Annotated in this window: 24 protein-coding genes and 1 pseudogene; 9 read left to right on the top strand and 16 right to left on the bottom strand. The window is 36.1% G+C overall.

Features of this window, described 5'->3' with window-relative positions; all coding sequences use genetic code 11:
* The first annotated feature begins 17 nt into the window (after nt 1-17).
* The gene (locus tag D1868_RS05890; RefSeq protein ID WP_156006477.1) at nt 18-1,007 is read left to right on the top strand and encodes an acetamidase/formamidase family protein; all 990 of its coding nucleotides are present in this window, start codon (nt 18-20) and stop codon (nt 1,005-1,007) included.
* On the opposite strand, the gene D1868_RS05885 is transcribed toward D1868_RS05890, so the two are convergent.
* The 11 genes and pseudogenes from D1868_RS05885 to D1868_RS05835 form a co-directional block, all read right to left on the bottom strand.
* Nucleotides 985-2,586 carry an APC family permease gene (locus tag D1868_RS05885; protein WP_156006474.1) on the bottom strand — a complete coding sequence of 534 codons (1,602 nt, stop codon included), beginning with the start codon at nt 2,584-2,586 and terminating at the stop codon, nt 985-987. The genes D1868_RS05890 and D1868_RS05885 overlap by 23 nt on opposite strands.
* A gap of 135 nt (nt 2,587-2,721) precedes the next feature.
* Nucleotides 2,722-3,744 (bottom strand): amidohydrolase family protein, encoded by a 1,023-nt coding sequence (locus D1868_RS05880; RefSeq protein WP_338055775.1) that lies wholly within the window; start codon nt 3,742-3,744, stop codon nt 2,722-2,724.
* 42 nt (nt 3,745-3,786) lie between these two features.
* Nucleotides 3,787-5,061, bottom strand: a complete 1,275-nt coding sequence (locus D1868_RS05875) for a glutamine synthetase family protein (protein WP_156006470.1) — start codon at nt 5,059-5,061, stop codon at nt 3,787-3,789.
* 55 nt (nt 5,062-5,116) lie between these two features.
* On the bottom strand, nt 5,117-6,361 hold the full coding sequence (locus D1868_RS05870) for an amidohydrolase family protein (protein WP_156006468.1): 1,245 nt from the start codon (nt 6,359-6,361) through the stop codon (nt 5,117-5,119).
* Nucleotides 6,362-6,372: 11 nt separating this feature from the next.
* The gene (locus D1868_RS05865) at nt 6,373-7,461 is read right to left on the bottom strand and encodes an APC family permease (protein ID WP_156006466.1); all 1,089 of its coding nucleotides are present in this window, start codon (nt 7,459-7,461) and stop codon (nt 6,373-6,375) included.
* A gap of 8 nt (nt 7,462-7,469) precedes the next feature.
* Nucleotides 7,470-7,961 (bottom strand): amino acid permease, encoded by a 492-nt coding sequence (locus D1868_RS05860; protein WP_156006464.1) that lies wholly within the window; start codon nt 7,959-7,961, stop codon nt 7,470-7,472.
* Nucleotides 7,962-8,167: 206 nt separating this feature from the next.
* The gene (locus D1868_RS05855; RefSeq protein WP_156006462.1) at nt 8,168-8,752 is read right to left on the bottom strand and encodes a YkgJ family cysteine cluster protein; all 585 of its coding nucleotides are present in this window, start codon (nt 8,750-8,752) and stop codon (nt 8,168-8,170) included.
* Nucleotides 8,753-9,011: 259 nt separating this feature from the next.
* Nucleotides 9,012-10,127, bottom strand: a complete 1,116-nt coding sequence (locus D1868_RS05850) for an MFS transporter (RefSeq protein WP_156006460.1) — start codon at nt 10,125-10,127, stop codon at nt 9,012-9,014.
* Between the two features lie 430 nt (nt 10,128-10,557).
* Nucleotides 10,558-11,106 carry a hypothetical protein gene (locus D1868_RS05845; protein WP_156006458.1) on the bottom strand — a complete coding sequence of 183 codons (549 nt, stop codon included), beginning with the start codon at nt 11,104-11,106 and terminating at the stop codon, nt 10,558-10,560.
* Between the two features lie 718 nt (nt 11,107-11,824).
* On the bottom strand, nt 11,825-12,121 hold the full coding sequence (locus D1868_RS05840) for an antibiotic biosynthesis monooxygenase family protein (protein WP_156006456.1): 297 nt from the start codon (nt 12,119-12,121) through the stop codon (nt 11,825-11,827).
* Nucleotides 12,122-12,126: 5 nt separating this feature from the next.
* Nucleotides 12,127-12,330: pseudogene (locus D1868_RS05835) on the bottom strand (cytochrome bc complex cytochrome b subunit); the annotation flags it as partial.
* A 228-nt stretch (nt 12,331-12,558) separates the two neighbouring features.
* Between D1868_RS05835 and D1868_RS05830 the strand changes: the two are divergent.
* The 5 genes from D1868_RS05830 to D1868_RS05810 all read left to right on the top strand — a co-directional run bounded on the left by D1868_RS05830 (nt 12,559) and on the right by D1868_RS05810 (nt 16,177).
* On the top strand, nt 12,559-12,972 hold the full coding sequence (locus tag D1868_RS05830; RefSeq protein WP_156006454.1) for a hypothetical protein: 414 nt from the start codon (nt 12,559-12,561) through the stop codon (nt 12,970-12,972).
* A 38-nt stretch (nt 12,973-13,010) separates the two neighbouring features.
* A complete protein-coding gene (locus D1868_RS05825) occupies nt 13,011-13,556 on the top strand; it encodes a DUF5591 domain-containing protein (RefSeq protein WP_156006452.1) in 546 nt (181 codons plus the stop codon).
* 184 nt (nt 13,557-13,740) lie between these two features.
* Complete coding sequence (locus tag D1868_RS05820; protein WP_156006450.1) at nt 13,741-14,643, top strand: tRNA guanosine transglycosylase family protein; 903 nt, start codon at nt 13,741-13,743, stop codon at nt 14,641-14,643.
* Nucleotides 14,644-14,678: 35 nt separating this feature from the next.
* A complete protein-coding gene (locus tag D1868_RS05815) occupies nt 14,679-15,941 on the top strand; it encodes a DNA double-strand break repair nuclease NurA (protein WP_156006448.1) in 1,263 nt (420 codons plus the stop codon).
* The gene (locus tag D1868_RS05810; protein WP_156006446.1) at nt 15,938-16,177 is read left to right on the top strand and encodes a DUF504 domain-containing protein; all 240 of its coding nucleotides are present in this window, start codon (nt 15,938-15,940) and stop codon (nt 16,175-16,177) included. The genes D1868_RS05815 and D1868_RS05810 overlap by 4 nt, the downstream gene beginning before the upstream one ends.
* Here the strand turns inward: D1868_RS05810 and D1868_RS05805 are convergent.
* Nucleotides 16,165-16,968 (bottom strand): M48 family metallopeptidase, encoded by an 804-nt coding sequence (locus tag D1868_RS05805; RefSeq protein WP_156006444.1) that lies wholly within the window; start codon nt 16,966-16,968, stop codon nt 16,165-16,167. The two genes, D1868_RS05810 and D1868_RS05805, sit on opposite strands and share 13 nt — an antisense overlap.
* 95 nt (nt 16,969-17,063) lie before the next feature.
* Between D1868_RS05805 and D1868_RS05800 the strand changes: the two genes are divergently transcribed.
* Together D1868_RS05800 and D1868_RS05795 are read left to right on the top strand one after the other, a co-directional pair.
* A complete protein-coding gene (locus D1868_RS05800; protein WP_156006442.1) occupies nt 17,064-18,161 on the top strand; it encodes a hypothetical protein in 1,098 nt (365 codons plus the stop codon).
* A 150-nt stretch (nt 18,162-18,311) separates the two neighbouring features.
* Nucleotides 18,312-19,157, top strand: a complete 846-nt coding sequence (locus tag D1868_RS05795) for a hypothetical protein (RefSeq protein WP_156006440.1) — start codon at nt 18,312-18,314, stop codon at nt 19,155-19,157.
* A gap of 144 nt (nt 19,158-19,301) precedes the next feature.
* On the opposite strand, the gene D1868_RS05790 is transcribed toward D1868_RS05795, so the two are convergent.
* Both D1868_RS05790 and D1868_RS05785 read right to left on the bottom strand, forming a co-directional pair.
* Nucleotides 19,302-20,459, bottom strand: coding sequence for an acyl-CoA dehydrogenase family protein (locus tag D1868_RS05790; protein WP_156006438.1), 1,158 nt, complete (start codon nt 20,457-20,459; stop codon nt 19,302-19,304).
* Nucleotides 20,460-20,520: 61 nt separating this feature from the next.
* Nucleotides 20,521-20,811, bottom strand: a complete 291-nt coding sequence (locus tag D1868_RS05785; protein ID WP_156006436.1) for a DUF4898 domain-containing protein — start codon at nt 20,809-20,811, stop codon at nt 20,521-20,523.
* 577 nt (nt 20,812-21,388) lie between these two features.
* Here D1868_RS05785 and D1868_RS05780 point away from each other — a divergent pair.
* Nucleotides 21,389-21,700, top strand: a complete 312-nt coding sequence (locus D1868_RS05780; protein ID WP_196770205.1) for an Sso10a family chromatin protein — start codon at nt 21,389-21,391, stop codon at nt 21,698-21,700.
* 320 nt (nt 21,701-22,020) lie between these two features.
* Here the strand turns inward: D1868_RS05780 and D1868_RS05775 are convergent, their stop codons facing one another.
* Entirely contained in the window at nt 22,021-23,748 is a 1,728-nt protein-coding gene (locus tag D1868_RS05775; protein ID WP_156006432.1) for a DNA polymerase domain-containing protein, read from the bottom strand.
* Nucleotides 23,726-23,962 (bottom strand): DNA polymerase II, encoded by a 237-nt coding sequence (locus D1868_RS05770; RefSeq protein ID WP_156006430.1) that lies wholly within the window; start codon nt 23,960-23,962, stop codon nt 23,726-23,728. Before D1868_RS05770 ends, D1868_RS05775 begins: the two co-directional genes overlap by 23 nt.
* Between the last annotated feature and the right edge of the window lie 38 nt (nt 23,963-24,000).

Here is a 24,000-nt window from a genome sequence, read left to right as displayed (position 1 = left end):
CTTGCGGTATATAAATCATGCAATATACAATACACGCTAAAACCCATAACAAATGGGATAATAGTTTACCACCTATTTTTTCAGTTAACGACGGAGATGTTATAACTGTAGAAACTAAAGAGGCCAGTGATGGGCAAATAACTCCAACATCAACCGTAAAAGACTTGTATAATTTAGACTTCGATAAGATTCATCCGTTAACTGGTCCGATCGAAATAAAAGGAGCTGAACCAGGTGATGTAATAGAGGTGGAATTTATTGAGTTTAAGGATAAAGGCTGGGGATGGACATCTGTACTACCGGGATTCGGATTCTTAGCAGATGAGCAATATACTGCCCCTATAGATCTCAAGGGTCCAGCCCTGAAAATATGGGATGTTAAGAACAGTTATGCTTATGCTAAATTCGGAGACTTAAAAGTAAAAATCCCGACTTACCCCTTCCCTGGTGTTATAGGAGTAGCATTACCTCAAAGGGGAAAATTCAGTACAATTCCTCCGCGAGAGAACGGAGGTAATATGGATATAAAGCACATAACTCAAGGTTCTAAACTCTATTTGCCGGTATTCGTAAAAGGAGCATTGCTCTCAATTGGAGATACTCATTTAGCTCAAGGCGACGGTGAAGTATGTGGAACAGCAATTGAAGCTCCTCTAGAAGTAACAATGAAAATAAGGATAATAAAGAACTTGGGGTTAACCCAACCGGTGTTTTATACTGATAAGGTAAAAAAGATGGAATTTGAGGAGTATTTAGCCTATCCTGGGATTGATAGTAATTTATGGGTAGCAGCAAAAAAGGCTATTAAGGGTATAATTTCTATGTTAGCAAAGTATATGACACCAGTTGAAGCTTATATGTTAGCAAGTGTAGCGGTAAACCTGAGAGTTAGTGAAGTAGTGGACGTCCCAAACTGGATAGTTACAGCGTATTTACCCTTAGATATATTTGAGGATGAGAGTATAAAAAATGAATTAAAAGATATTACTCGGGTGGTATCTCTGTGAATATTAATTTTAACTCTATACCTTCTTTTTGTCTGTAATACTTAGCCACGTAATATGTCACTACACCTATGATCGGAATTATCGCAATTAAGGCTAGGTTTAGAGGTAAGTTTCCTGCTAAAACCATAGAATTATATAAACTGTTAACAACGGCATAACCTATAGCTACAATAACAGAGACAATAAGAACTACAGAGGATATTATGCCAGTTATCAGTAATTCCTTTTTCTCCTTTTGTGATAGTTTAACACTGGGTATTCCCTTTATCCCTGCAACTGTAGCTGATATTGTGGCTTGTAAAAACTGGTAAATAAATAGTATTGCGATTAAGGCTATTGTAGAAATAGCAAATCCCAGAAATTGTGTTGCATATTCGAAGAAAACACTTAAGGCTAAGGCTACACCAGCCGCTATGAGCGGGCTCTGTGTTTTCGGATTCACGTAAGCTAACTTCTCAGGTAATATTCTATCGAAAGACATTGCTAGCATAACTCTCGCAGGTATTGCCAAAGATAACGGACCTGCAACAAACTGAATGCCTATATTAAGAATTCCTAAAAGCAGAGCTATAACTGGTGATCCTAGAGCCATAATCCCTGCCCATGCTATATATCCTTCGGAAGCACTTACTGGATTACTCGAACCCCAACCATTCAATGCGACATAATTAAAGAAAGGTATTCCCATTATTATTGCTGTATATACTGTTAATCCTATGATGAGGAGAGTAGCTATACCATAACCTATTAACATACCTAACTTGAGGCTTCTGGTGGCTTGTTTGTATTCTCCTGCAAAATAGGAAGGCCCGAAAAACCACACGAATAACCACATTAGCATTAATACCGCAAATACGAATGTCTGCATCGGATCCGCATATGGAGAATAATAGTTTAATCCATTAGAATAGAGAGTCTGATATGTTGGCCCGGAAAACATTGAAGAGAACCTATTAAAATCAGCGATGAAAACGCTTCTCCCTTCAGCAAATAAGCCTATTATAAGAACTGCTCCTATCACCTGCATCGTGGCAATTGCAAAAAGGAAATTGCTCATTATTTTTTGCGGTGATATACTAACAATCCACATTAATATTAACGACAATAGACTTGCAATGAAGAAATATACTGGGTTTGTTAATATTTCCGTACCGAGATTAAACAACGCTGAATTATTAAATGCAAGACCTATTATTTGAAATGCTGGAACTATTCCTGCAGAAACTTCTATTTGAGACAATATTGCAGCCAATAACGGTGTTGAAATAATGTTAGCTATACCTTGAATAGTAGCAGGTAATGGACCTATTATTCTCGAAATGTATATATATTCTCCTGAAGACCTTGGGATATACTCAGCTAGCTTTAAGTAAACTAGAAATATAGGTAGAGCCATTATGGGTGCTATGACTATACCTATATACCAATTTGCAGCTGGTATTGCAGGTGAATAAATTAAAGTATAATAAAGTGATATCGGCACAATCAGTGCTAGCACTTTAGCAAATGCGTGCTTAGCTCCCATTTGTCTAACTAAACCAGATGATTCCCTTATGAATAACTTTTTACCTTGTGACATATATCTGTTTTTTTAGTGAACTATTTTTAAGCATAGATCTCATTTTAACTAAAAATATTTTAAACAATAACTCTTCTTGTAATATATACTTTTTCAAATGACAATAGTTTAAAAATTATAATGTGAAAAAGAAAATCAGTCAAAATTGTATACAGTTCTAGCGTTTAAATAGAAAAATCTTTTTTCCATTTCTTCCATGTCATCCGGCTCAATTAGCCTCTTTCTGTCAAGCTCTTCTTTCAATTCATTAAAACTCTCTTTAGCTAGATGAGCCGCTAGCCATGCTATTTCTGGAATTTTGAAAGCGTCGGAGCCATACATTACCTTATTCAGAGGTGCTACTTCATAAATCTCTTTCAAGATCGAAAAAGTCGCCATCGGTGCAAAGGGTATCACTTGAGATACATCTAGGTAAACGGATGGAAATAAATAACTCATCCATGCCGTTTCTCTATGATAAGGATAACCAGCGTGAACAAAGACTATAACACCCTCGTATCTCCTAACCAGATCGGTTAAATATGATGGTCTAGATAAATCAAGCTTTATATCCCTATCTCCTGCACCAGTGTGAATCTGAACCGGAACCTTTAGTTCTTTAGCTATTTCAAGGGTCTTACATAAAAGAAAATCTCTAAAACCCTTTGCATACTTGCCGAACCAATCTATTTTCTCTGAAGTAAAGTCTTTCCTAGCTTGCTCTTCCTCACATCTAACTTTTAATCCAGTACGATAGGCGATTATCGACTTGAATCCAGAATATCCCTCAGCTATCTTCCTCCTTAAAGTTTCCTCAAAGAGTTCGATAGCTTTATCAAAGGTTAGTGAAAAAAGACCTCCTTTGTCTATAAGTGTCTCTATTCTGAACAGAAGTTTGTATTTGACTGGAATTTCCATCTCTTTAACTCCAAAGCCCTCATCAATAACAAGTCCCACTATCCCTGCATCCTCGAATAGAAATTTCATGTAATTTACAGGATCATCTCTAATCATTTTGTTCCTTTCGCTTAAGAAATCCTCTCCTAATAACTCCTTGAGTCTTCTCTTTAAAGTAAGGTAGAAAGGCCTCAGTGTATTCATTGTATAAACATCACTATTTTTTACCTCACCTTCTAACCAACTTTCGGCAGCCGACATAACGAACTCCTTCTCCGTCATAGGTTTTGCTGAAAACCAGTGAACATGGTCATCTATTATCATTTAGACACCCCTATAGGTTTCATACTCCCAATCTGTTACATAACTTTCATATTCCTCGACTTCAGCCATCTTAACACGTATAAATTCCTCGACTATACTCCTTCCTATCCTTTCTATCAATCTCGTATCCTTCTTTAGCTCTTGAAGAGCCTCCCTTAGGTTCCTAGGAATGTCTTCAACGTCCTTCTTATAATATGCGTTTTCATTAGTGGGAGATGGAGGCTTTAGTCCCCTTTCCACACCGTCCATACCAGCCTCTATAAACGCTGATAGTAGTAGATATGGATTAGCTGTAGGATCTGGAACCCTATATTCAATTCTCCTGTCAATTTCTGCAGAAAAAGGATAAGGTGTTGGAATCCTTATCATTGCAGACTTGTTATTATAACCATATGTAATCTTAGTAGGAGCCCATGACCCTGGGACTAGCCTTTTGTAAGAATTTATTGAAGGGGCAGCAAAAGCTGTTAAAGCTTTCGCATGTTCTAATAGCCCAGCAATAAAACTATATCCAATCTCACTAAAACCCAAGGGATCATTCTTGTCATAGAATATGTTCTTTCCATTCTTCCATATACTAAAGTTTAAGTGTAAACCTGAACCAGCCATCTTATTAAAGGGCTTAGGCATAAATATTGCCTCAACACCGTACTTGCTTGCTACTTGCCTAGCTACTTCTTTGAATATAATTACTTCATCTGCACTTCTCAGAGATGGCTTATGTAATATATCAAACTCATATTGTCCAGGGCCGTATTCTTTTATAACCCTTAAAGGTACTATTCCAACGCTCTTTATAGTTTCGGCTATTTCTGGAATTATCTTATTTGTATAGTAAGCCCTTGAGTCAAAACACTTTGCATCGTCATAGGGTCTCTTATCTTTAACTAGATAAAATTCTATCTCAAACGAGGATCTGAACTCATACTCTGAGTATTTACTAAGAGTCCTCTTAAGCGTGCTTCTGGGATCATATTCCCAAGGTAAGCCTCCTCTGTAAAGATCACATATTACCATTGCTGAAGGTGGAAAGACAGAGAGTGTAGATAGATCAGGGGTTAGAAAAACGTCTTCAGCCTCGGGTCCAAAACTACCGTAAGGAGAGATATAATCCATAGCTGTAAAGCTCATCATAGCCATTGTAAGTCCTATCCCGGTTTTTATTAACTCGTCTACACTGTCTACATATGCTCCTTTAGATCTTATCATTCCATCAAGTCCGACCCACGTAAACCTCAATATATTTACATCTTTAAGTTTCTCCTTTATACTCATAATTCGAAAATTAATAGACCAGTATATTTAAATTGCTATCAATGGGCTGGAAAAGTTAGTCAACTAAATTTATCAATTCATCACTCACATCTTTACCGTTTACAGAAAGGGAAAGATTATTATGAGCGTAATATTTACCGTTAACTACTAGAAAAGGAGGTAGTGCTGTTCTGATGGCATCGTAAAAACTCTTTGTCTGTAAAACTATAAACTGTGCCTTTTCACCTTCTTTAATAATTGGCTTATTCATGTTAAGAGCCCTATACGCATTATCCCTAATGGTTTTAATTAGAGAAGTAACTTCCGATGCTACGAAGTGGTCTACCAGAAATGCTTCTTGTACAACCCTAAGCATATTATAATCACCTAAAGGATATATTGCATCCACTACGTTATCGCTACCTAAGGCAACGTTTACTCCGTTCTTCAGCATTTCCCTAATTCTTGCAATACCTCTCCTCTTAGGGTAATTATCATATCGACCTTGTAAATGCATGCTTACTACTGGATTTGAAATCACAGAAACCCCGCTTTCCTTAAGAAGCAAAGTTAGTTTATGGAAATACCAATTGTCGTAGGAATGAGAAGCTGTCATGTGACTGATGGAAGTCTTTGAACCAATACCTTTAAGTGAAGATTCTCTAGCTAGTAACTCGGAAAAACGTGAAAAAGGATCATCAGTCTCATCTACATGTCCGTCAATTAGTTTGTTATACTTTAACGCGAGCTCTACAGCTAATTTTACCGATTTATACCCCTCTTCTACACTTCCTTCACTGTGCGGTATTAGACCTACTACTTCTGCTCCCTCTTCTAATGCCTTCTCAGTTTTTTCAATATTGTCTTCATAAAAATAACCTGGAGTAGGGAAAGCCACAACCTGAATTTTAACAAGATCTGAGACCTCTTCTCTAACTTTTAACATTTTAATAGCGAGGTCATTTAACACCGGTTCATGAGACCTAGCGTATAGAACACCGTTAATGAACAACATCTTTGCAATTATGTTAAGCCTCTTCCTCAGATCTTCCTCATCAATTTTCCGGAGAATCTCCTCCCTAGTAATCTGAACGCCCTCTATTAAAGTACCGCTTTCATTATACCTTGCATACTTTAGCGTTAATGCATACCCTAGGTGGGAATGAGGGTTTACGAATGGGCAGGAGATTACTCTTCCTTTCGCATCTATAACTAATCCGTCTTTTTTGTTGCAATCAATGCACTCTATTATTCCTTCACTATTAACGTATATCGAATGAAGCCTATTATCCGTAGTAAACTTTACATTTATAATCAGCATTGTTGCTCACATTATTCGGGTGGTATTTCCTTGAACGTAATGGTTATATCTATTCCTTGTTTTAGTCTATAAAGTCTTATTCCCTCGTACATAACTAACGCTACTATAGGCAGACCCACTATTATCCCTATGTTAAGTGGGAGATTCCCAGCAAAGATCATAGAGCCAAAGTTAGAATTAATAGATCCAAATATTACCAGCAATAATGCTGATAACAAAAGTACGACTGCGGATATAGTTCCTATTACTGCAATAGATTTATCATTAACACCGTATAATTTCTTCTTTACTAAGACAATTGCAGCAATTGCAGCAGGGAAATATTGGTATAAAATGTAGACTATTATATCTGATAGAACTCCAACTGAGAAGCCGAAATATATCTCAAGGATATCGAAAACAACAGCCATTGCTGTTATCATGAGGGCAGAATAAACTGGAGTCTTTAACTTTTGGTTTACTTTGGAGAGGAAAGAGGGAGCCATCCAGTCAAAGGACATAGCGAAAAGTGTCCTTGTTGGTATAGCTAAGTCGATTATAGCATATAATATATACCACGTAATTGCAGATAAGACCATAAGTGTAACTAGAGGAGAATTATTTAGGAAGGGTATAACCACGTAAGATAAAAGCGAATTGGGAGCTATTGGTATTCCATTTCCGCTAGAAGTCCAACCATTAACACTAGTATAATCGTAAAATGAAATACCGATCTTATACTGAATCCCAGCAACTAAGGCAATAGCCATGATAGCCGTCACTATGTAAGATAAAACTAACCCTATGAACATAGTGCTTTTACTTCTCTTAAGTTCTCCACCGAAATATGTGGGAGCATTATTGTACAAGTATAAGAAGGAATTAATTGCTGCCATGAGCACTAGGGTTTGAATTAGACTGAAGCTTTCTAAGGGTTCTGTTAGGGAGGAATAGGTAGGCCCTGAGTAAGATTCAGATACTGAGTTAAAAATTGATGCATAGTCACTAACAGTAAAAATTCCGACTATCATGGCAATAGTTCCTATTAACTGAAGCATAGTTAATGCAGATATTACAGTTGCAAAGTATTTGGTTCTAATAATTGTAACTACTGTAGCCACGCCTATAATTAAGAGTGTTGTTGCAAAAAAATAGGAGTTTGTTCTGAAGAGAAAGAAAAGTTCTGGGCAAAGGTAATCAAAGACGGGTTATGAAAGGTAATTCCTAAAGTTTCAAGCGCTGGCTGTAAAACTAAGGGTAATTCGAGTTGGGCTAATAAAGGCACTCCTGAAGCAAATACAAAAATGTTAGCAATTGCTTGAATATATCCAACTCTAGGTCCTATAATTCGCGATATGTATATATAATCTCCAGCACTTCTAGGTATTAAACCTGCTAATTTGTAATAAAGGAGTGCTACTGGGAACATCAGCACAGCTCCTAAGACAGTCGCTAAGAGCCAATTAGAACCAAGTAAAGCTACTGCAAATGTTAAGGGATAAGCTACACCTGCTGCTGGCCCTAAATACGCGAAGTTCATTGAAAATGCATCTAATGCACCTATATCCCTTATTAATCCAGAACTTTCTCTTACAAAGATCTTTTTACCACCTTTTTGCATAGGTTAAAATATAACTTTAAACTGATAAATAAATTATTCAGGGTTTTATATAGATATTGTTCATTTTTTCATTCAGTTTTTTAAAATCTTTTCGACCGTCGATACAAATAACATTCGTAATTTTCGTAAACCTGAAAAGTTGATAACTCTGATAAATATACTTATTAGGTAAATATTCCAAATTCTCTGATATACTGAAAGCGGTTTTATTGTTGCTTTACTTTCAAAAGCACATCTATAATTTCTTCAGGGTCTGGTTCAGTTCTCTTTTCTCTTTTAAGATTTTCTATTAAAGAATTGAGAAACTTTTTAACTTTTGCTCCTGCTAAACAGAACTCTGGAACTTGGAAATCTGGTACACCGTTACCATTATAGTTTTTTATCACTTCTATTTGTTCGTCCTCTGTAGCGAATGGATAGCTCAAACAAGCGTAAGGTTTAAATGAGTTTATACTACACATCCAGTCTTTTTGAAACTTACAAGGTCTGGGTAATAAGTAAAGTCCGTTCTTCCTCTCCAACTTAATTCTCAAATGCCTTTGCATTTCTTCATAGTCGTAGTGGTATACGGGTACTGGTAAACCGAGCTTACAACATTTACCCCCACAAGTTTTGCACTCATTCGCTAAATCAATTATATTATTCATTGCAAATTGATAGATTATAGAGTAAATTGCGAATTTTGCAATAGGCGCGTTGTATCCCTTGAGGAACTTGATGACCTCCTTAAGGCTGTTAACATCACCTTTTAGAGCTTTTTTAGTAAGGAGGTTTATAGTATCGGCATTCATGTAATCCTTTGAGTAATCTAAATTTATACCACTAACCCGTAAGAATGTGAAGAGAAAAATTTTTAACTTAGGATAAACAATTTACTCAATAATTTATAGAAATTACTTTGGTAAAGTCAAGTGTGGTTTAAATCTATTTGAGACCAAACAGCCAATTTTCAAACTTTATGGCTTAATTTGTAATCACGTAAAATCTAAAATGATAATGAATATACACATTAAACTTTAGGAAGAAATTCTTTTTCGAATTTGACTTCCACTATATTCTTAGCAGAATGTAATATACGACGGCGGAGACAAGGATTATTATACCGCAAATTACCCATAGGAGATGAAATCCGAGAGCTGAAATTACTATCGAAGCTATTATAGGAGCTACTATCCCACTACTTTGCCAGAAAAAGTTAGCGAAACCTGACACACTCCCCGCATTGTTTTTGTCTATTAAAGATACAGCACTGGAATTAGCAGGAGTGATTACGAACCTGACAAACCCCATCAAAGTTGCAATCATCATCACTTGAACCACCGATATGAAGTAAGCTAAGGATATAGTCAACATTCCGTAAATACTCTCAAACATTGTAAGTGTACTCCTAACTCCTATATTCCTTATTATATAACCGGCTATCATTGTAGATGGAATTCCAGCAAGGGCTAACAATGAATAGGCGAAACCAGCGATATATGCGTTCAATCCTATGTCGAGAAAATATTTGTAAGCATACAACGTTATTATCCAATACGACAAGAAGAAGAGAAAGCCTGAGAAACTTACTGTAATTACGTTTCTATTTCTGACGACCGTGAGTATACCACCGTTATTCTTAAACTCGACTTTTACGTCCAACGGTAAGTAGGACAGTGCTATTAAAAACGAGACCAAAGCGATCAAGTAGTAAGCAAACCTCCATCCGATGTTTAGACTGATAAAAGGTAGAATAAACCCAGACAACACAATAGAAAGGGGCCACGCCAAGCTGTAATATCCTATAACAACTGGTAGTTCCCCTCTTGAAAAAGACGCTGACAGTACTTTAATCGTTGTAGGGTATATCCAACCAGCACTCAGCCCCATGAGAAGACTAGCAACATACTCTTCAGGTATATTAGTAGCCAATCCAGACAATAGAGAGGAGGCACTAAGTCCCAATAGAGAAGCTAAGGCGACAGTCCTTGGATACTTGTTACTTGCGATCCCAGCAGGGATTTGAACTACTATGTATCCGAGAAAAAATAGGGAGAAGATTAAACTGTCCTCAACCTGTGTAGGCTTTAACGAAGAGTAGACTGAAACAATGCTCCACGCAATTCTCGAGAAGTAGCTGAGAAAAAAGGACGCTGAAGTAATAAAAACAATCAGAAATTTTTTCATATAATTGTGACTGTAACGAGGACTAAAATTATTTACTGAACTTTTCTTTTTATTAAACCTTAAGTGGGTATCATCTAGGCTGTTCCAAGGTTAATGATACATTTAAATACTTCTAAATATTTCTAGTTACTTAATGATGAATGAAGAAACTGAATAATTAGTGAGTTCACTTCCTCAATGATCCGCTTTGCGGTGAGAGAAGGTGAAAGTAATGGGATCAAAGTACCTATCCTCAGATGGGAGCCCGATGGCGTTGGGCTCGACTGAGCCCCATGAGGTGCGGGTGAAGCTAATGAATCCGCACCAAGGGCTAACCCCGCTCGCGGAATTAAAAGTACCGTGAGTGGGGAAACGCTTTCTTAAGTCCTTAGTTTTTCATTTAGGCCTACATGATAACGCCACAAATTCATATTTTCAGTAGGTCTATTCCTTATTTTGATGTAACTCCATAACTACGTAAATCCAAGATCTTAATTTCCCTCTCAAACTCTTCAAGTATTTTACCAGGTGATGGTAAATTGCTCAATTTCCTAATAACTACACTAGGCAATAAAGTACCTAGCCTACCTATGTCTGCTTCAAAGGTTGAAATTAGGGAGACTCTAGTCTTACTCTCTGCTATAGAATCAACTTTAAAACTTATTTTGTAAATTAAGTTACCTGCATAAATTACGTAAGTAGGAAGACCTTTGTCCGACTTCGGTCCTTCAACTCTCACTGCTAGAGACCTCTTTAAAGTACTCCCTACGACGTACTTTTTGGTAGGTAGTAGTAAAAGATACTTGTCATTATTATCTAAACTAGCAAGGTTTAACAATCTCATGAAGAAATCCCTCTTCGAAATTATGGAGTAAACAATACTCCTCGGTAGGTTGATATCTATAACATTAGACTTAGTTAGACTATGCACCCTCCTGCTTTTGATGTGTTTCTTAAATTCATTTAAGGTTTCAAATGTTCTGTTACAGCATTCGTACATATTTTATTTATCCATTGAGTATTATTAAAAACTATAATTAGAAAATATTTAATACATACACGATAACATTAGACTAATAAAGATATGTTCCAAATACTAATAATAGAAAAAATAAATATAGAGTTTATAAAATTGTTTCTCTTATAAGAGAATAAGGTAGATACTAGGGATGATTTGGTAACACCTACCTCGAATTTTAAGGGATGGGGAAACATTTTACATCTATTGAAGGAATATATTTCATCAAATGTTTAATTCTTAATTAATAGAATTTACATCAATATCTTTTAATTTATGTTACATTTTGCGTAAATATTTATCAAGTTTAACGGTAGATTAGCTTAATAACTTGTCTATCAAGAAATATAATAGACCCGTATGGCTAAGAAAGGGAAGAAGACAGAAGGTCAATCTGGTCAGTCAGGTCAGTCTGGTAGCCAAAAGAAATAATGAGATCACAGATTTAATTATTATCTCAAGGTAAACTTTTTTTATAACTTCAATTTTCGTAAAGTCTTTTTGTTAGAAGAATGAAAATTATTCAACTAGGTAACATGATAACTCTAAAGAGTTTATTATCATTAATTAAAAATAATTTCAAATGATCTACAAACTCACGATATTAAACTGAACTGATAGAAAGAAGTCTTAAACTAAAGGCATTAAAAAATTTTAGTGCCTAACTTCAGTTATAAAATAGACAGATTTCAAAAAATTTTTAAAAAAAGCTATTTACTTCTTGGAAGACCTTGTGGTGAGGCCTACCTTCCATTATACTCTTTCCGTAATTTATAGTCTCCCTATAAGCTTGACTCTCTATGAATTTTCTAAAGGCATCAAGACTCTTCCATTCACTGTATATCAGGTATTCAGAAGGATCGTCAACACTCTTGTAAAGCTTGGCACCTTTGAAACCTTGGAAAGATTTCAAGTACTCAGCAACATGCTTAAACGTCTCTTCGAACTCTTTCTCGTGACCACTTTTAACTTTATAATAAAAACCTACATTAATCATTTTTATCACTCCTCCGGTTCTACGGGCTTTTTATAAACTATGTAATGGTAAAGCGAGAACTCCTCACCCGCTATTAAGAATAACAACCCTAGATCCACGCCAAATAAGTTAGAGTAATAGCCAGTAGCCGGTATGCTCCACATATCCACAGCAATAATTATTGCTATTACCAAGAGGATCAACATTATTACCTGAGCCAAGTTCTTTTTCATAGCTAATCTCGATTCGTCAGTGGATATTAATGAATAATGTATGTGAAAATACCTCATTTTTAATTATACTTTTTTGTAATTAAGCGATTGTGATTACACACTTCATTATATATACTATATATGACTATATAGACATTATATAGTAAAATAGTATATATAGATAATCTATATTCATTATTTTTCATGAGTAATGCTTAAATTTCATAATTTCTAAAATGTTATCCTATGGTCATAATAGTGTTCATCACCCCAGATAAGAAATTCCTTTACGACGGTAAGAGGATTAAGGAGGTCAAAAAAGACAAGGATATCCCTGAAAATGCAGAGTTAAGTTTTGCAAAACCTATGATAGTTTACGACGTAGAAGGGTTCACCCTATCAGAATTAGTGGACAATTACGGAACGTTGTTACTAGGCACAATGAAACTAAGGGAGTTAGTCAGCAAATTGGACTGGAGAGATTTCATTCTCTTTGTAGACCACATAAAGAAGACCATAAGTGTTTTCGTTAGTGGAGGAGAGGAGTTTACAATACCTTACGACTCGTTGGAGTTTATTAGGTATTTATTGGCAAAGTTCCACTCCGGGATACTGTTAGAGAGTGCTAGTTTTGACGAGATCCAAATGTTCTCTATCTAGACTTTTATTTTTAACCTCATTTGTACAATAACTAGGATGTGTCTTGCCCACCAATAACATATCGTGGGAGAGTAGTTAAGGAGGATGGTGTTGACCCCTTTAAACACCCTTCTGTAGTAGAATGGCATAACTACTTGTTCACAAAGTGGAGGTCAAAAAAGAAAATAGCCCTACTCCTACCATGCACAGAGAAAAAACCTTACCATAACTCCCCCACACATATAATAGCTGAAAGCATAGTCAAAGACAAAGTACAGTTATACAGCGTTTCAGAACCCATGCTATTAGTGCCTAGAGAATTTGAAGACTGCTACCCATTTAACGATTACGATTACCCTCCTTCAAAGATGACTAAAGAGGAGAGGGAAGAATTTATCCAACTTTTAACTACCGCATTAAAGGCAATCACACCTTATCACAAACACATAATAGCAGTATTACCAAAACACCACTATCACGTGTTAAGTGAAGCTTCAAGATTATCAGGAGTCAAGGTCGAACTAATACCTTACGGAAGACTAGCCTTCAGGAGTGTAAAAGAGGCAGCACTAAAGGCTCTTAAACTAGCTGAGGATTATAAATAGAGTGACAGTTAGACTACCCAGTTTAGTTTTATCATAATACCAGTGGATTTAACTCTCAGCCGATAAACTTCTAAAGTTAAGACGCCGTCTTACCGTATAGAGGTTTTAAAATAATACTAAGCTATTTGGTTTTATAATACCTTCAGTAGTACTTTATAACCTGGTATTACTGTTATTTCTCTTAATGAAAGTAATACTTGGGATGCCTGACGATAGGATTCCAATTTGGGAACTTGGTACACCAGTTATGATTAACCAGTTACGGACAATTGAGAGGACTTGGAAGAATGAAACGTGGGTCGACAGCGGAGGATATCAAATAATGAAGAAGGGGATCAAAATTGACGTGAAAGAAGTAATCAACAAGTATAAACAAGTAAAAGGAGACTACTTTATATCTCTTGACATCCCTACACCAGTTTGTAACCCACCGGCAAAGGAGACCTTTGAGTACTACTTGAAACTTTACGAAGCTGAACTCGATGTGATCCCCGTCATCCACGCTTACCCTTTCGATCATATTGACAAAGCCTTAGACTTTTACAGTTCCCATCCCCCGAAGCTCATCGCATATGGTGGTGTAGTTCCACCCCTCCTCCATAGGGGGGTTGGTAGGACTACAGTAATAGCAATTTACCATTACCTTAGGAATAAGGTAAAGAAATTACACGTTATGGGAGCTGGTTCACCCTTTATGAGGAGAGTGTTCTACAACGCTGACAGTGTAGATACGTCGACTTATAGGGTAAAAGGGGCTATGGGAATGGTATTAATCCCCGGAAAAGGGGAAAAGTACGTAGGGAGTAGGAAAATAAAGTGGCACGTGAGGAGTGCCAACAACGGGGAAATGGAAAGTTTGTTAATATTTCTAGAAAAAACAAACTTCCCGTTTGATATAAACCTTGACGACTGGATAAACAGAGCTCTAATAAACGCGTGGGTTATTCTAAAGTCCGAATATACGGAGAGCAGACCAGAAATAAGGAAGAGCGAAGAAATAGGAAAGCTCAGTGCAAACGAAATAAGGGAGATGGACGTTTGCGGAAAACTTAAATTATCCTCAGCTTCTCAGACCATCACGTCGTAATATTAATTAAAAACCTACTCGAGATAGTAGAAATAATGTCTAAAAGTGAAGTTGACATTCAATTAGAGTTACTGAGGTTGGGAATTGAAGTAAGTAAGTTCAAGGAAAAAATAAAGAACATGACACCCAGTTATACTCCTAAGATATCACTGGGAGATAAAGAGAGTTTAGAACTATTAGACAACAAGATAAAGAGGGTTGACTTGTTCTCTCCTAATGTTTCAGACTGCTCAGTTGCTTCAATTGATACTTCAAGTAAAATTCTTAGGACTACCTTCTTGGATCTTGTTGTTGTAGGGGGCACTCTTTACTCTACAGAGAGGGATAAGATAGTCTTTCCATTTGACGCAGGCGGGAGATATCTTGGTATAGCGTCTTACCTCGAGCTCATTAGGACACTAAAGAGCTCTCTAAATTCTCCGGATTTAGCCTTTCATAATGTATTAGGTTACGAGTTTGCGCTAGATGAAGTTGACGTGGTGACAAAAGAAGGGGTTAAGAGGGAAAGCTTATATCATCTTGACGATGTTGCGGACGAATTAAGGCTTGAGGCTGAAAACGTGCTCATACGGCAAGTAAAAGAGAAATTACTAGTCTTAGACGGTCCCCTTTTCCCTACTCCTATTGAGTTAAGCTATTCATTCCAATTCGGAATACCAGAAGAAAAGGACAAGATCAAGCACTGGGGAAGATTAACCCACAGATGGGCGTATGCAGCACTAATTAAAGAAAGACTGGAATTGATAAAGGGGAAAGATGTAGTAGGAGTAGTCAAGAGGTTAGAGAATTCTAAAAAGCTAAAGAAGACTAAGGGCATAGCAAATTTAATAGGATCTATCAGTGTTCCTGACTTATCCGACGCAGAAATACTAGAACTCATTTCAGAAACTCAATGCAGTTCCGTAATAGGTCTCTGTCTTGTAGGACCTTTAGAGATAAAGAGCGAAATTTACGTCAAGAGAGAGGATACTGACCAAGTAATATTGGAACCAAAAGACATACCTACACGTTATGCGTATTATGCTATTCTCAAAATACCTAGTGGAGTGCAGAGCTTTTTCAGGGTTGAAAGCACGAGTCAGACGGTTTTAGATAGTTCTATAGGAGTGATATTTAGTAACATTACAAGCGATATATTGCCAACATACATCTCGGTAGTAGACAACTACTCAAAAAGAGTAGCGAAAAGTCTATTCTACATATCATTTAACGTGTTAAAGGACTTTATAACTATCCTACACGATTCTAAACTTGAAGCTATAAGCATAAGTAAAGAAATCTCTAGTGGTCTAGCTTGAGAATAAGGGACGTTATAAACAGAGTACTATGGAGCGAGGAGGAAAAGTCGAAGTTCATCCTAGTAATAAGGGATAGGGCTAAAGGGAGTTCTGAAATACCATTTGAAAGAATAGAGAGAGTTGACAACACATACATTTACCTAAAGGACACTGAAGATGTCATACCATTACATAGGGTTATAGAGATTAGAAAGGAGGGTAAGCTTTACTGGAGTAGATACGCTCATATAAAATAACTTTTACCCCAACGTCGCGATATGTCCTCTAAATATCTTAACCTTTCACTTAGGCTGGGATGTGTGGAAAAGAATTTCTTCTTCTCCTTACTTCCGATAAGACTTTGTTTAATGAAGAATAGCTGAAATTCGGGAAAATATTTAAGCATTGACGTCGGTAGAGTAGTGGAGAGATACGCGATTTTAATTAGAGCATAAGATAAGTACTCTGACAACCACGGGGTTGTACTTGCAGCGGTGATATCAGCTTTTTTCTCCAAATATCTATGAAGATAGAACATACTTATTATTCCTAAAGCGAGTGCAAATAGCCCTAAGGGGAAAACGTAAAATGATAGTAAAGCGTACGCAATGTTAACTGCCAGGATGTAAAACCACTGGATCTCCGTATCTTTGTTCTTTATATGTGCAAACTCATGAGCTAGAACGGCAACTAGTTCTCTGTCATTTAAACCCTCAATTAAAGGTTTAGTCAATGCTACGGCGTTGAAGAACACGTTACCAAAAGCCAGAGCGTTGAGATAATTTGACTGAATTTCATAAACTTTTACACGTTTAACACCTAAGAGAGCGGCAGAATAGCTTGCTAGCCTTAACAAGTTTTCATCATTTACCTCTTTAATTCTGAATGCTAATATCATTAGATAGGGAGATAGTAGATACCATACTAAAAACGCTAAAACTAATTCAGCGAAAGTATTAATAACTGTTGAAGGGACTATCAACGATATCAGTGTTTCAGTCAGTAGAATAACCATGAAAGACAAAAAGTAATATTTCCACCGCCACATACTTACTCAATTCTATTTTGACAATTTTATTCTTATTTCAAAGAGTTAGGAACTTCATAACACTTTTTTATTTACACCGATTACAACTAGACTTTATGCCATGCCATGTATTCTACGGATATAAGGACCTAAGTGATTTAATCGAGAAGTATAAAATCCTTGATGATGAAGGTTTAGAGAATATCAAAAAGAAAGTATCGTGGGAGTTAAATTTCAGACTTGAAAGAGCGTATGAAGACTTAATAAGGAAGCTTTACTTTACGATATTTGAGGTAGCATCAGTTTACAGAGAATTAGCGTTCAGAAATGCTAATCCTTCCTATATCTTACCGTCTGTAATACATTCATTAAACACGACCTTAGAGCTAACTGTTGTAGATGGAGTAATCAGGCTAAAAGAGCCTTTACTGTTTGATATTAGAGTATCAGACGTGATCAGACGGTTCACTGGTTTCGAATTGGAAAATGTCTCAAGTAACTCGATTTCCATTGATTTATCACGGTATACGGGTGTAAGGAACTTCTTCCTCGACGCAAAAATGGAAGTGAGCAGTGGCAATTTACATACAGAAGTAAACATAAAACTGCCGTTGGAAAATAAGGGTTTTAACAGAGAGATAAGTGCGGACGAATTGAATAAAGTACTGGTAGTCACTGCTAAGGAGACAAATCAAAAAGCCATTGGTATTCATCAACAACTAGCAGACATATCCCAATCCCTCATTGAAAGTATTTTAGAACCTCTCCTATATGACGTCAGAGAGGAGTTCATAAAGAAAGAGGGAGTGAGTGAACTGATTTATGTGCCTTATGCTAGGCCTTTTATTCTTTCAGCCTCTTTTTCCGCTCTCAATAGTGAGGAAGAAGCTCAACTGTTCTCAGAGAAATGTAGGATGACAATACATAAATTGAAGAAGCTAGGTGATAGAGACCTAGGTGATGGATTAAAGTTAACTAAGGAGGGTAGAGTATTGAAGAATAACACTGAGGTAAAGGATCCTTCTACGTTATCGTTTGCTGTCCTGAAGGCTTTGATTTCCAAGGCTAAGAATGCTATAGTAATCATTGAATACCCGGAGGAGTATCAAACTGAGGAGAAAAAGGCAGAAATTCTTCGTGAAATAAAGAAGATATCTGAAGCAGGAAATAGAGTGTATATAATTACAAGTGATAAAATGTTCACTAATTGTTGATATAGAATTAAAGTATTTTTAATAATTCCGGTAAAATAAACGAAATTTAGCCTTAATAATCCTCTAGAATTAAATATAATTTTCAACAATCTCTATTGAGGGAACACTAGTTATCAAATATTATCTCCATGATTATATAGTATTAATATTATGAGCTGGAGAAATGACGACACTAAGTTCGTTAGAGAGATAAACGAAAGGCTAACACAACTTTTTGTGAGCTATAATAAGACCTTATCCTCTACTGGAATTTTGTTAGGTAGACTTTACAGTAGTATAGTTTTTATGCAGTATCCCGAGTTTTCGGGAAGTATTGAAACTCTGGTTAAACTTTATCATACAATAGAAAACACAAAGGAGGAGATATTAAAGATAAAACAACAGTACGAAATACTAGAGAATGAAATAGAAATGATCATAAATTCAATAAAGAACACACTTAGAATAGAGGATATAGGTAATGTTTTCCCTATATATTCTTCACTAAAGAGTTTAATGAAGATAATCAAACACATGATTGACGAAGCTATCTCACTAACCGAAACTGTGAATAACATAGATGCCTTAAAGAGAAGAGTAATTACAGTGAATCAGCTTACTACTTCGGATGAAATATCTATCTATAGATTAGGATTAAAACTCTTAAGGGAGATCTCAGAATTTAGAAAGTTTCAGAAGTTAGTAGAAACACTTTATTACTCCCTCGTATCTTCTTCAGGTCTTGATGACGAGAGTAAAAGACAGATAGCGAGTGATTATATTAAGACTTTAAGGTCAAGCCTTGAATATATTAATAGTACTGAAAAGGAAGTGGAAAAAACAACAAAAATAGTAGAGACTTTTATTCTTGATATAAAAGGAAGTAGATTCGAAAAGTTGTTATTAAGCCTAGTAAATGAGTACAAAGCATCATTTAACTCACTTATAAAGACCGTAAAAGATACTTTAAATGAGGTTAACAGAATGGGATTTGATTTAGGAATAGTAAAAAATTAACGCCGTGTTGTTAAGTAATGAGTTTAAGTTGGTTAAAAAAACTATTAGCCCTACCTAAACTCTAAACGAGAAAAATTCTTTAACTACGAAGTTTTTCACGCTAGTTTTAATTCCGGAATAATTTATAAGAACGACAAAGGTAAATTATGCGAGGATCCCCCTAGAAATTATCAGCTTCATTATGTTCATTGCACCCTCTGCACCCACTAGGTAACTTACAATACCCCTAAAGCCAGCTTCTATTAAAGCATCTTTACTATACCCATATCCTCCCATCCACATCATCACAGATTTAGCTATATCTAGGGCCACTTGTGGAGCCGTTAACTTAGCCATGGCAACTATTACATGTGCATCTTTAACGCCCTTGTCTAACGCCCATGCAGCCTTGTAAGTCAAAAGTCTGGCCATTTCAAGACGCGTATATAACTCTGCAGCCTCAAATGCAATAGCCTGAAAATCCTTAAGTTTCTGCCCAAACGCCTCTCTATTCTTAATGTATTCAATACCCTGATCAAGAATGGCTTTAGCAGCTCCTAAACAAATTCCCGCAACTAAAACCCTAGCGTGGTTAAACCCTTCCATTGCGTGATAAAACCCTTTGTTCTCCTCTCCTACCAAGTTTTTCTGAGGAACACTTACGTCCTCATAGTTAACAATTGCCGTTGAGATTCCCATTCTGCCCATATTGTTTATCTTTGTTACCTTGACTCTTTCGTCCGTAGTAGGGACATAAATTATCGAAATTCCTTTATGCTTTTCTTGGGGATTAGTCTTTGCCAGAACCAGATGACCTCCTCCCCATTCCTTTGCCTCTAATGCCCCACTTATGTATATCTTCTGACCCCTGATAACGTAATTCCCGTCCTTCTTTATAGCTTGAGTCCTAATCGAAGCTACATCACTTCCTCCAGTAGGCTCCGTAGATGCTACTCCTAAGAAATATTCTCCCTCAACAACTTTAGGGAGTACTTCTTGCCTTAACTCACTACTACCCAATCTGTCAAGAACGTAACCCCATCCCTCCTCTAAAACATACATTACCCCTGTGGCAAGCGAAAAATCTGCCCACCCAAGTTCTTCAGCAATTAGTACTGCTGAAGTCATGGGAAGTTGCAAACCCCCTACGTCTTTCGAAAAAACTGTTCCCCATATACCCATCTTTCCAGCCTCTCTAACAAATTCCCTTGGAATTCTCTCCTCTTGATCTATGGTTCTCATTATGGGCCTTAATTTCTTCTGTAAAAATTCATGTATATTATCCTTTAGTAGCTTTTCTTCTTCGGATAAATTAAAGTCCATGTATACTATTATCTTATTCTTCCTTTTTATTTCAGAATATAATCAATTAAGTAAGTTACTACTATCTAGTCATTACTATTATCTCGTCTTCAGACAATGAGTCTGAGTGAATTAAAAAGATAGGAATCTCTTTGAAGGAATTGTTTAAACTCATCATGATTTCCTCTCCATTAATCCTAGGTGATGTGAACAAAATTATCTCTTCCGCGTTTTCAGGAATGATGTTTCTGAAAAACTTCTGATAATCTCCTATAAGACGAACTAATATCCTCCTAACAGAAAGGTCGTCATAATTAATACCGAAAACCATAAGCATTCTTTTATTTTCTCCACTTAAAGGTTCTATGGGCATCTTATTACATCAGTATCGGTGCGCTATTATTAAATTTTATTTAAACTACATATTCTATTTTTACCTTAAGAAAAACGTGATTTACGAAAAGCACCGAAAAACACTGTATAAATCGAGTTGACGATAGATTAAGTTAGAAATGCTTAAATAGACTTCTTGGTAAAAAAGCATGGAACACAAAATTCAATAATTATTCAAAATTTTACGTAGAGATAGAAGTTTTTCTTGATATCTTAATTTTAATTTATAAATTTTCTTCTCAGAAATTGAAGTATATACTCAATAAGCAATTTTATAATAAAAGTACGGTCATAGCCAATTTCTGAGTTTAACTTCCAGTGTTCTAAAGAAAAAGATTTATTAATGGTAAATTTTGATACTAGTTTTTTAAAAATAATATGTTTTAATTTTACTTTTAGTAGATTCTAAACTAATTTAAAACTAGTTTAGTTCAAAAAGATTCTATCATTTTAAGCTACTCAGAGTATTATCAATCTAAAAAAGGTATTTGATATGTTATTTACGTGCACTGAATCTGGTAAAAATTTTTAAATAGAAGTTTGTTTTTATTTATCGTGTGATAGAGTTTAACAAGAGAAAGAGAGATAAATATGACATAATTGCAGATATTCTTTCAGCCTGCAAAGAAGACGGGATCAACAAGACTAGATTGATGTATGCTGCAGGAATAACATATGAAGTAGCCAAAAAATACTTACCTGAGTTAGAGAATAAAGGATATCTAATAAGGAAGGATAATTCATATTATCTAACTCAAAAAGGGAAACAAGCACTTGAAGTTTTACAACAGATAAAGGCTAAGAAGAACGAATTGAAAACATTGCTAGACCAATTAAAGAAAATAGAATATAAAAACGACGGTAAATGATAACATATCTTATTACTAACTCATTGACTCGTAATAAATATTTAGTTACTTCCTTATAATATTTATAATAATAAAGTTTTTTTAATTTTTTAAGATTAAGAAATACTGAATCTCTTATAAAATTTTACTTGCTTACGGATTCTTATTTGATGCTTTTTATAATGAGTTAAAAAACAGGATAAATAAAATTAAACTGGCGTGTATTTTTCCTTAATTTAATAAAGTTATGGATAAAATATAAACGCTTTTTCTAATTTAAAATTCGTAAACAAGGTCAGGATGCTGGCCTTATTTCACCTTTTCAAGCTCGGTCAAGCTCATCATCCGTTCATAATATAAAGTGGGGATAGTAAAATTTCTTCCCATCTGTTCACGTAGTCTCGATAATACTTTAGATCAACACCACTATAACCCAGATCTGCATTATAAAATCCATAGGACCCTCTTAAATACACTCTGTCTTTAATTTTTATTACGAAATCCTGAGGCTCTAATTTACTTAACAATTCCTCTTTCATTAAGTCCACTTCAACAATTTTCTCCCTAACTTGCTCGCAAGTTTCAGCCTCAGCTAATATGTTAACAGATTCTTCCAGAAATCTCTTTACGACAAATGGTAAATTCTCCCTTATCAAACCCTTTACCTTTACCTTCCCGTCAGGATATCTGGCAACGTATCTCGTAGGAACACCATATCCCCTACTCTGGGTAAAGATCACCCAGCTGTACTTCTCACTCTTTACCCTAAAACCTAAAGTTTTTTCTACTTCATATGAGATATCTTTATCCCCTTGGTAAAATATTGAGTCTACTATAGCATGAAGTATCTTGCCACCATTGTTCTCAATTATCTTCATCGCCTTCCTCATGATCTTCCTAGAGAAGTAAGTGACGAGTTCATAAGCCTCTATCCTGCCGAAACGGGAGTGCCTATATCCTAAATAGCCAAAGGAAGCTACTAATACCCACTTAACAGCCTCAGCCCTCTCCTCGTCAATTCTTTTGAGTGCTTCTTTCCTATTTACTATTTCCTCAAGTGCTTCAGGTACTATTCCCCTTCTCTTGAAACAAATGGAATGCCCTATATCTGTCTTTACGTCTTCGCATTCGTCTATTGTTTCTTGAGATATATTATACTTAATAATTATAGATGGGTAAAAAGAGGAGAAGTCCATCTGGTATACGTCATTATAACAACCAGGTTTAGGTATGAGTATCAAACCACCCTTGTCAGCTCTAGCTAATTGGTCTAAAGTCTTCGCTTTTTCTACGTTAACTTTAATGTCTGGGATTAAGTATTTCTTCCTCAAAGCCTTTATTGCGACATTGGTAGTAACTACTTTACCTATCTTACTGTATCTTATCTCCCTAAGTAAAGTCTTAGAAAGCTTACTCCACTCCATCAGTCCCCTAGCCCTAAGGAATGCTTTAGTCAGATCTATTCTAACCGTTACTTTTCTGAAACCCTTACAAGTAACTCCCATACACTCAGCTATGTCTACAAACTCATTATATTCAAAGTCCTTAGTATAACCACTATCAATCTCCTCTCCATTTAAGTACAACTTGTATTTTTCACCATTCTCGCTTAACCCGTACCAGCTATACGTCTCTACCGTAGCTATTTTCAAATCTGGCATTGAAAGAGATCCCTCTTCTTCTAAGAGAGTTACTCTACCGTTCTCTACCGAGATTAGATACATAGGATATGCTTTTAGCCTGAGAAGTGTTTGAGTTAGCACTGAAGGATAAGTATTTACGTGGATAGCTCTAAGTCTCTCTTTAGCTCTCTTCACTATGTCGTGGTAATAAGATAAGTCATTGATCTCTATCCTATAAACCGTTCCCTTCTTTTTATAATCAGGCGGGAAGTACCAGCTCTCCTCTTCGAACCTTTCAACTGCAGGGTGTTCAAGTAATGGTTCAGGGTTATCGAGAATTAAGTACAAAGGGAAAGTAGTACTTATCTCAGCTTCAACTCCCTTCTCGAATACCAGTTTCAGTTTCCTCTTTAACGGCTTAACGTCAATGAGGTATCCTCTTGTCATCTTCACCACACATATAAAGGATCAGGGTAAGGAGGACTATCTCTTGAGGATCTGCTATCTCGTCGTAAAACGCGTCTTGTAACTCCCTAGTGTGATCAAGGGCTTTGAGTAGTTTCTCCCTTAACCTCTCATCCCTGACTCGTTCCGCTACTCTCCTTAACCTCTCGGTTTCCTCCTTTATTGCTTGCGTGAGTGAGGGAAGTGTCCTGCCCATAGTCCTACTCTCTCCAAGATTACTAAAAGTATGTATGT

This window comes from Stygiolobus azoricus, assembly GCF_009729035.1.
Classification (GTDB): domain Archaea; phylum Thermoproteota; class Thermoprotei_A; order Sulfolobales; family Sulfolobaceae; genus Stygiolobus; species Stygiolobus azoricus.
The sequence above is the reverse complement of the archived record's forward strand: the minus strand, read 5'-3'. Positions and strand labels throughout refer to the sequence as shown.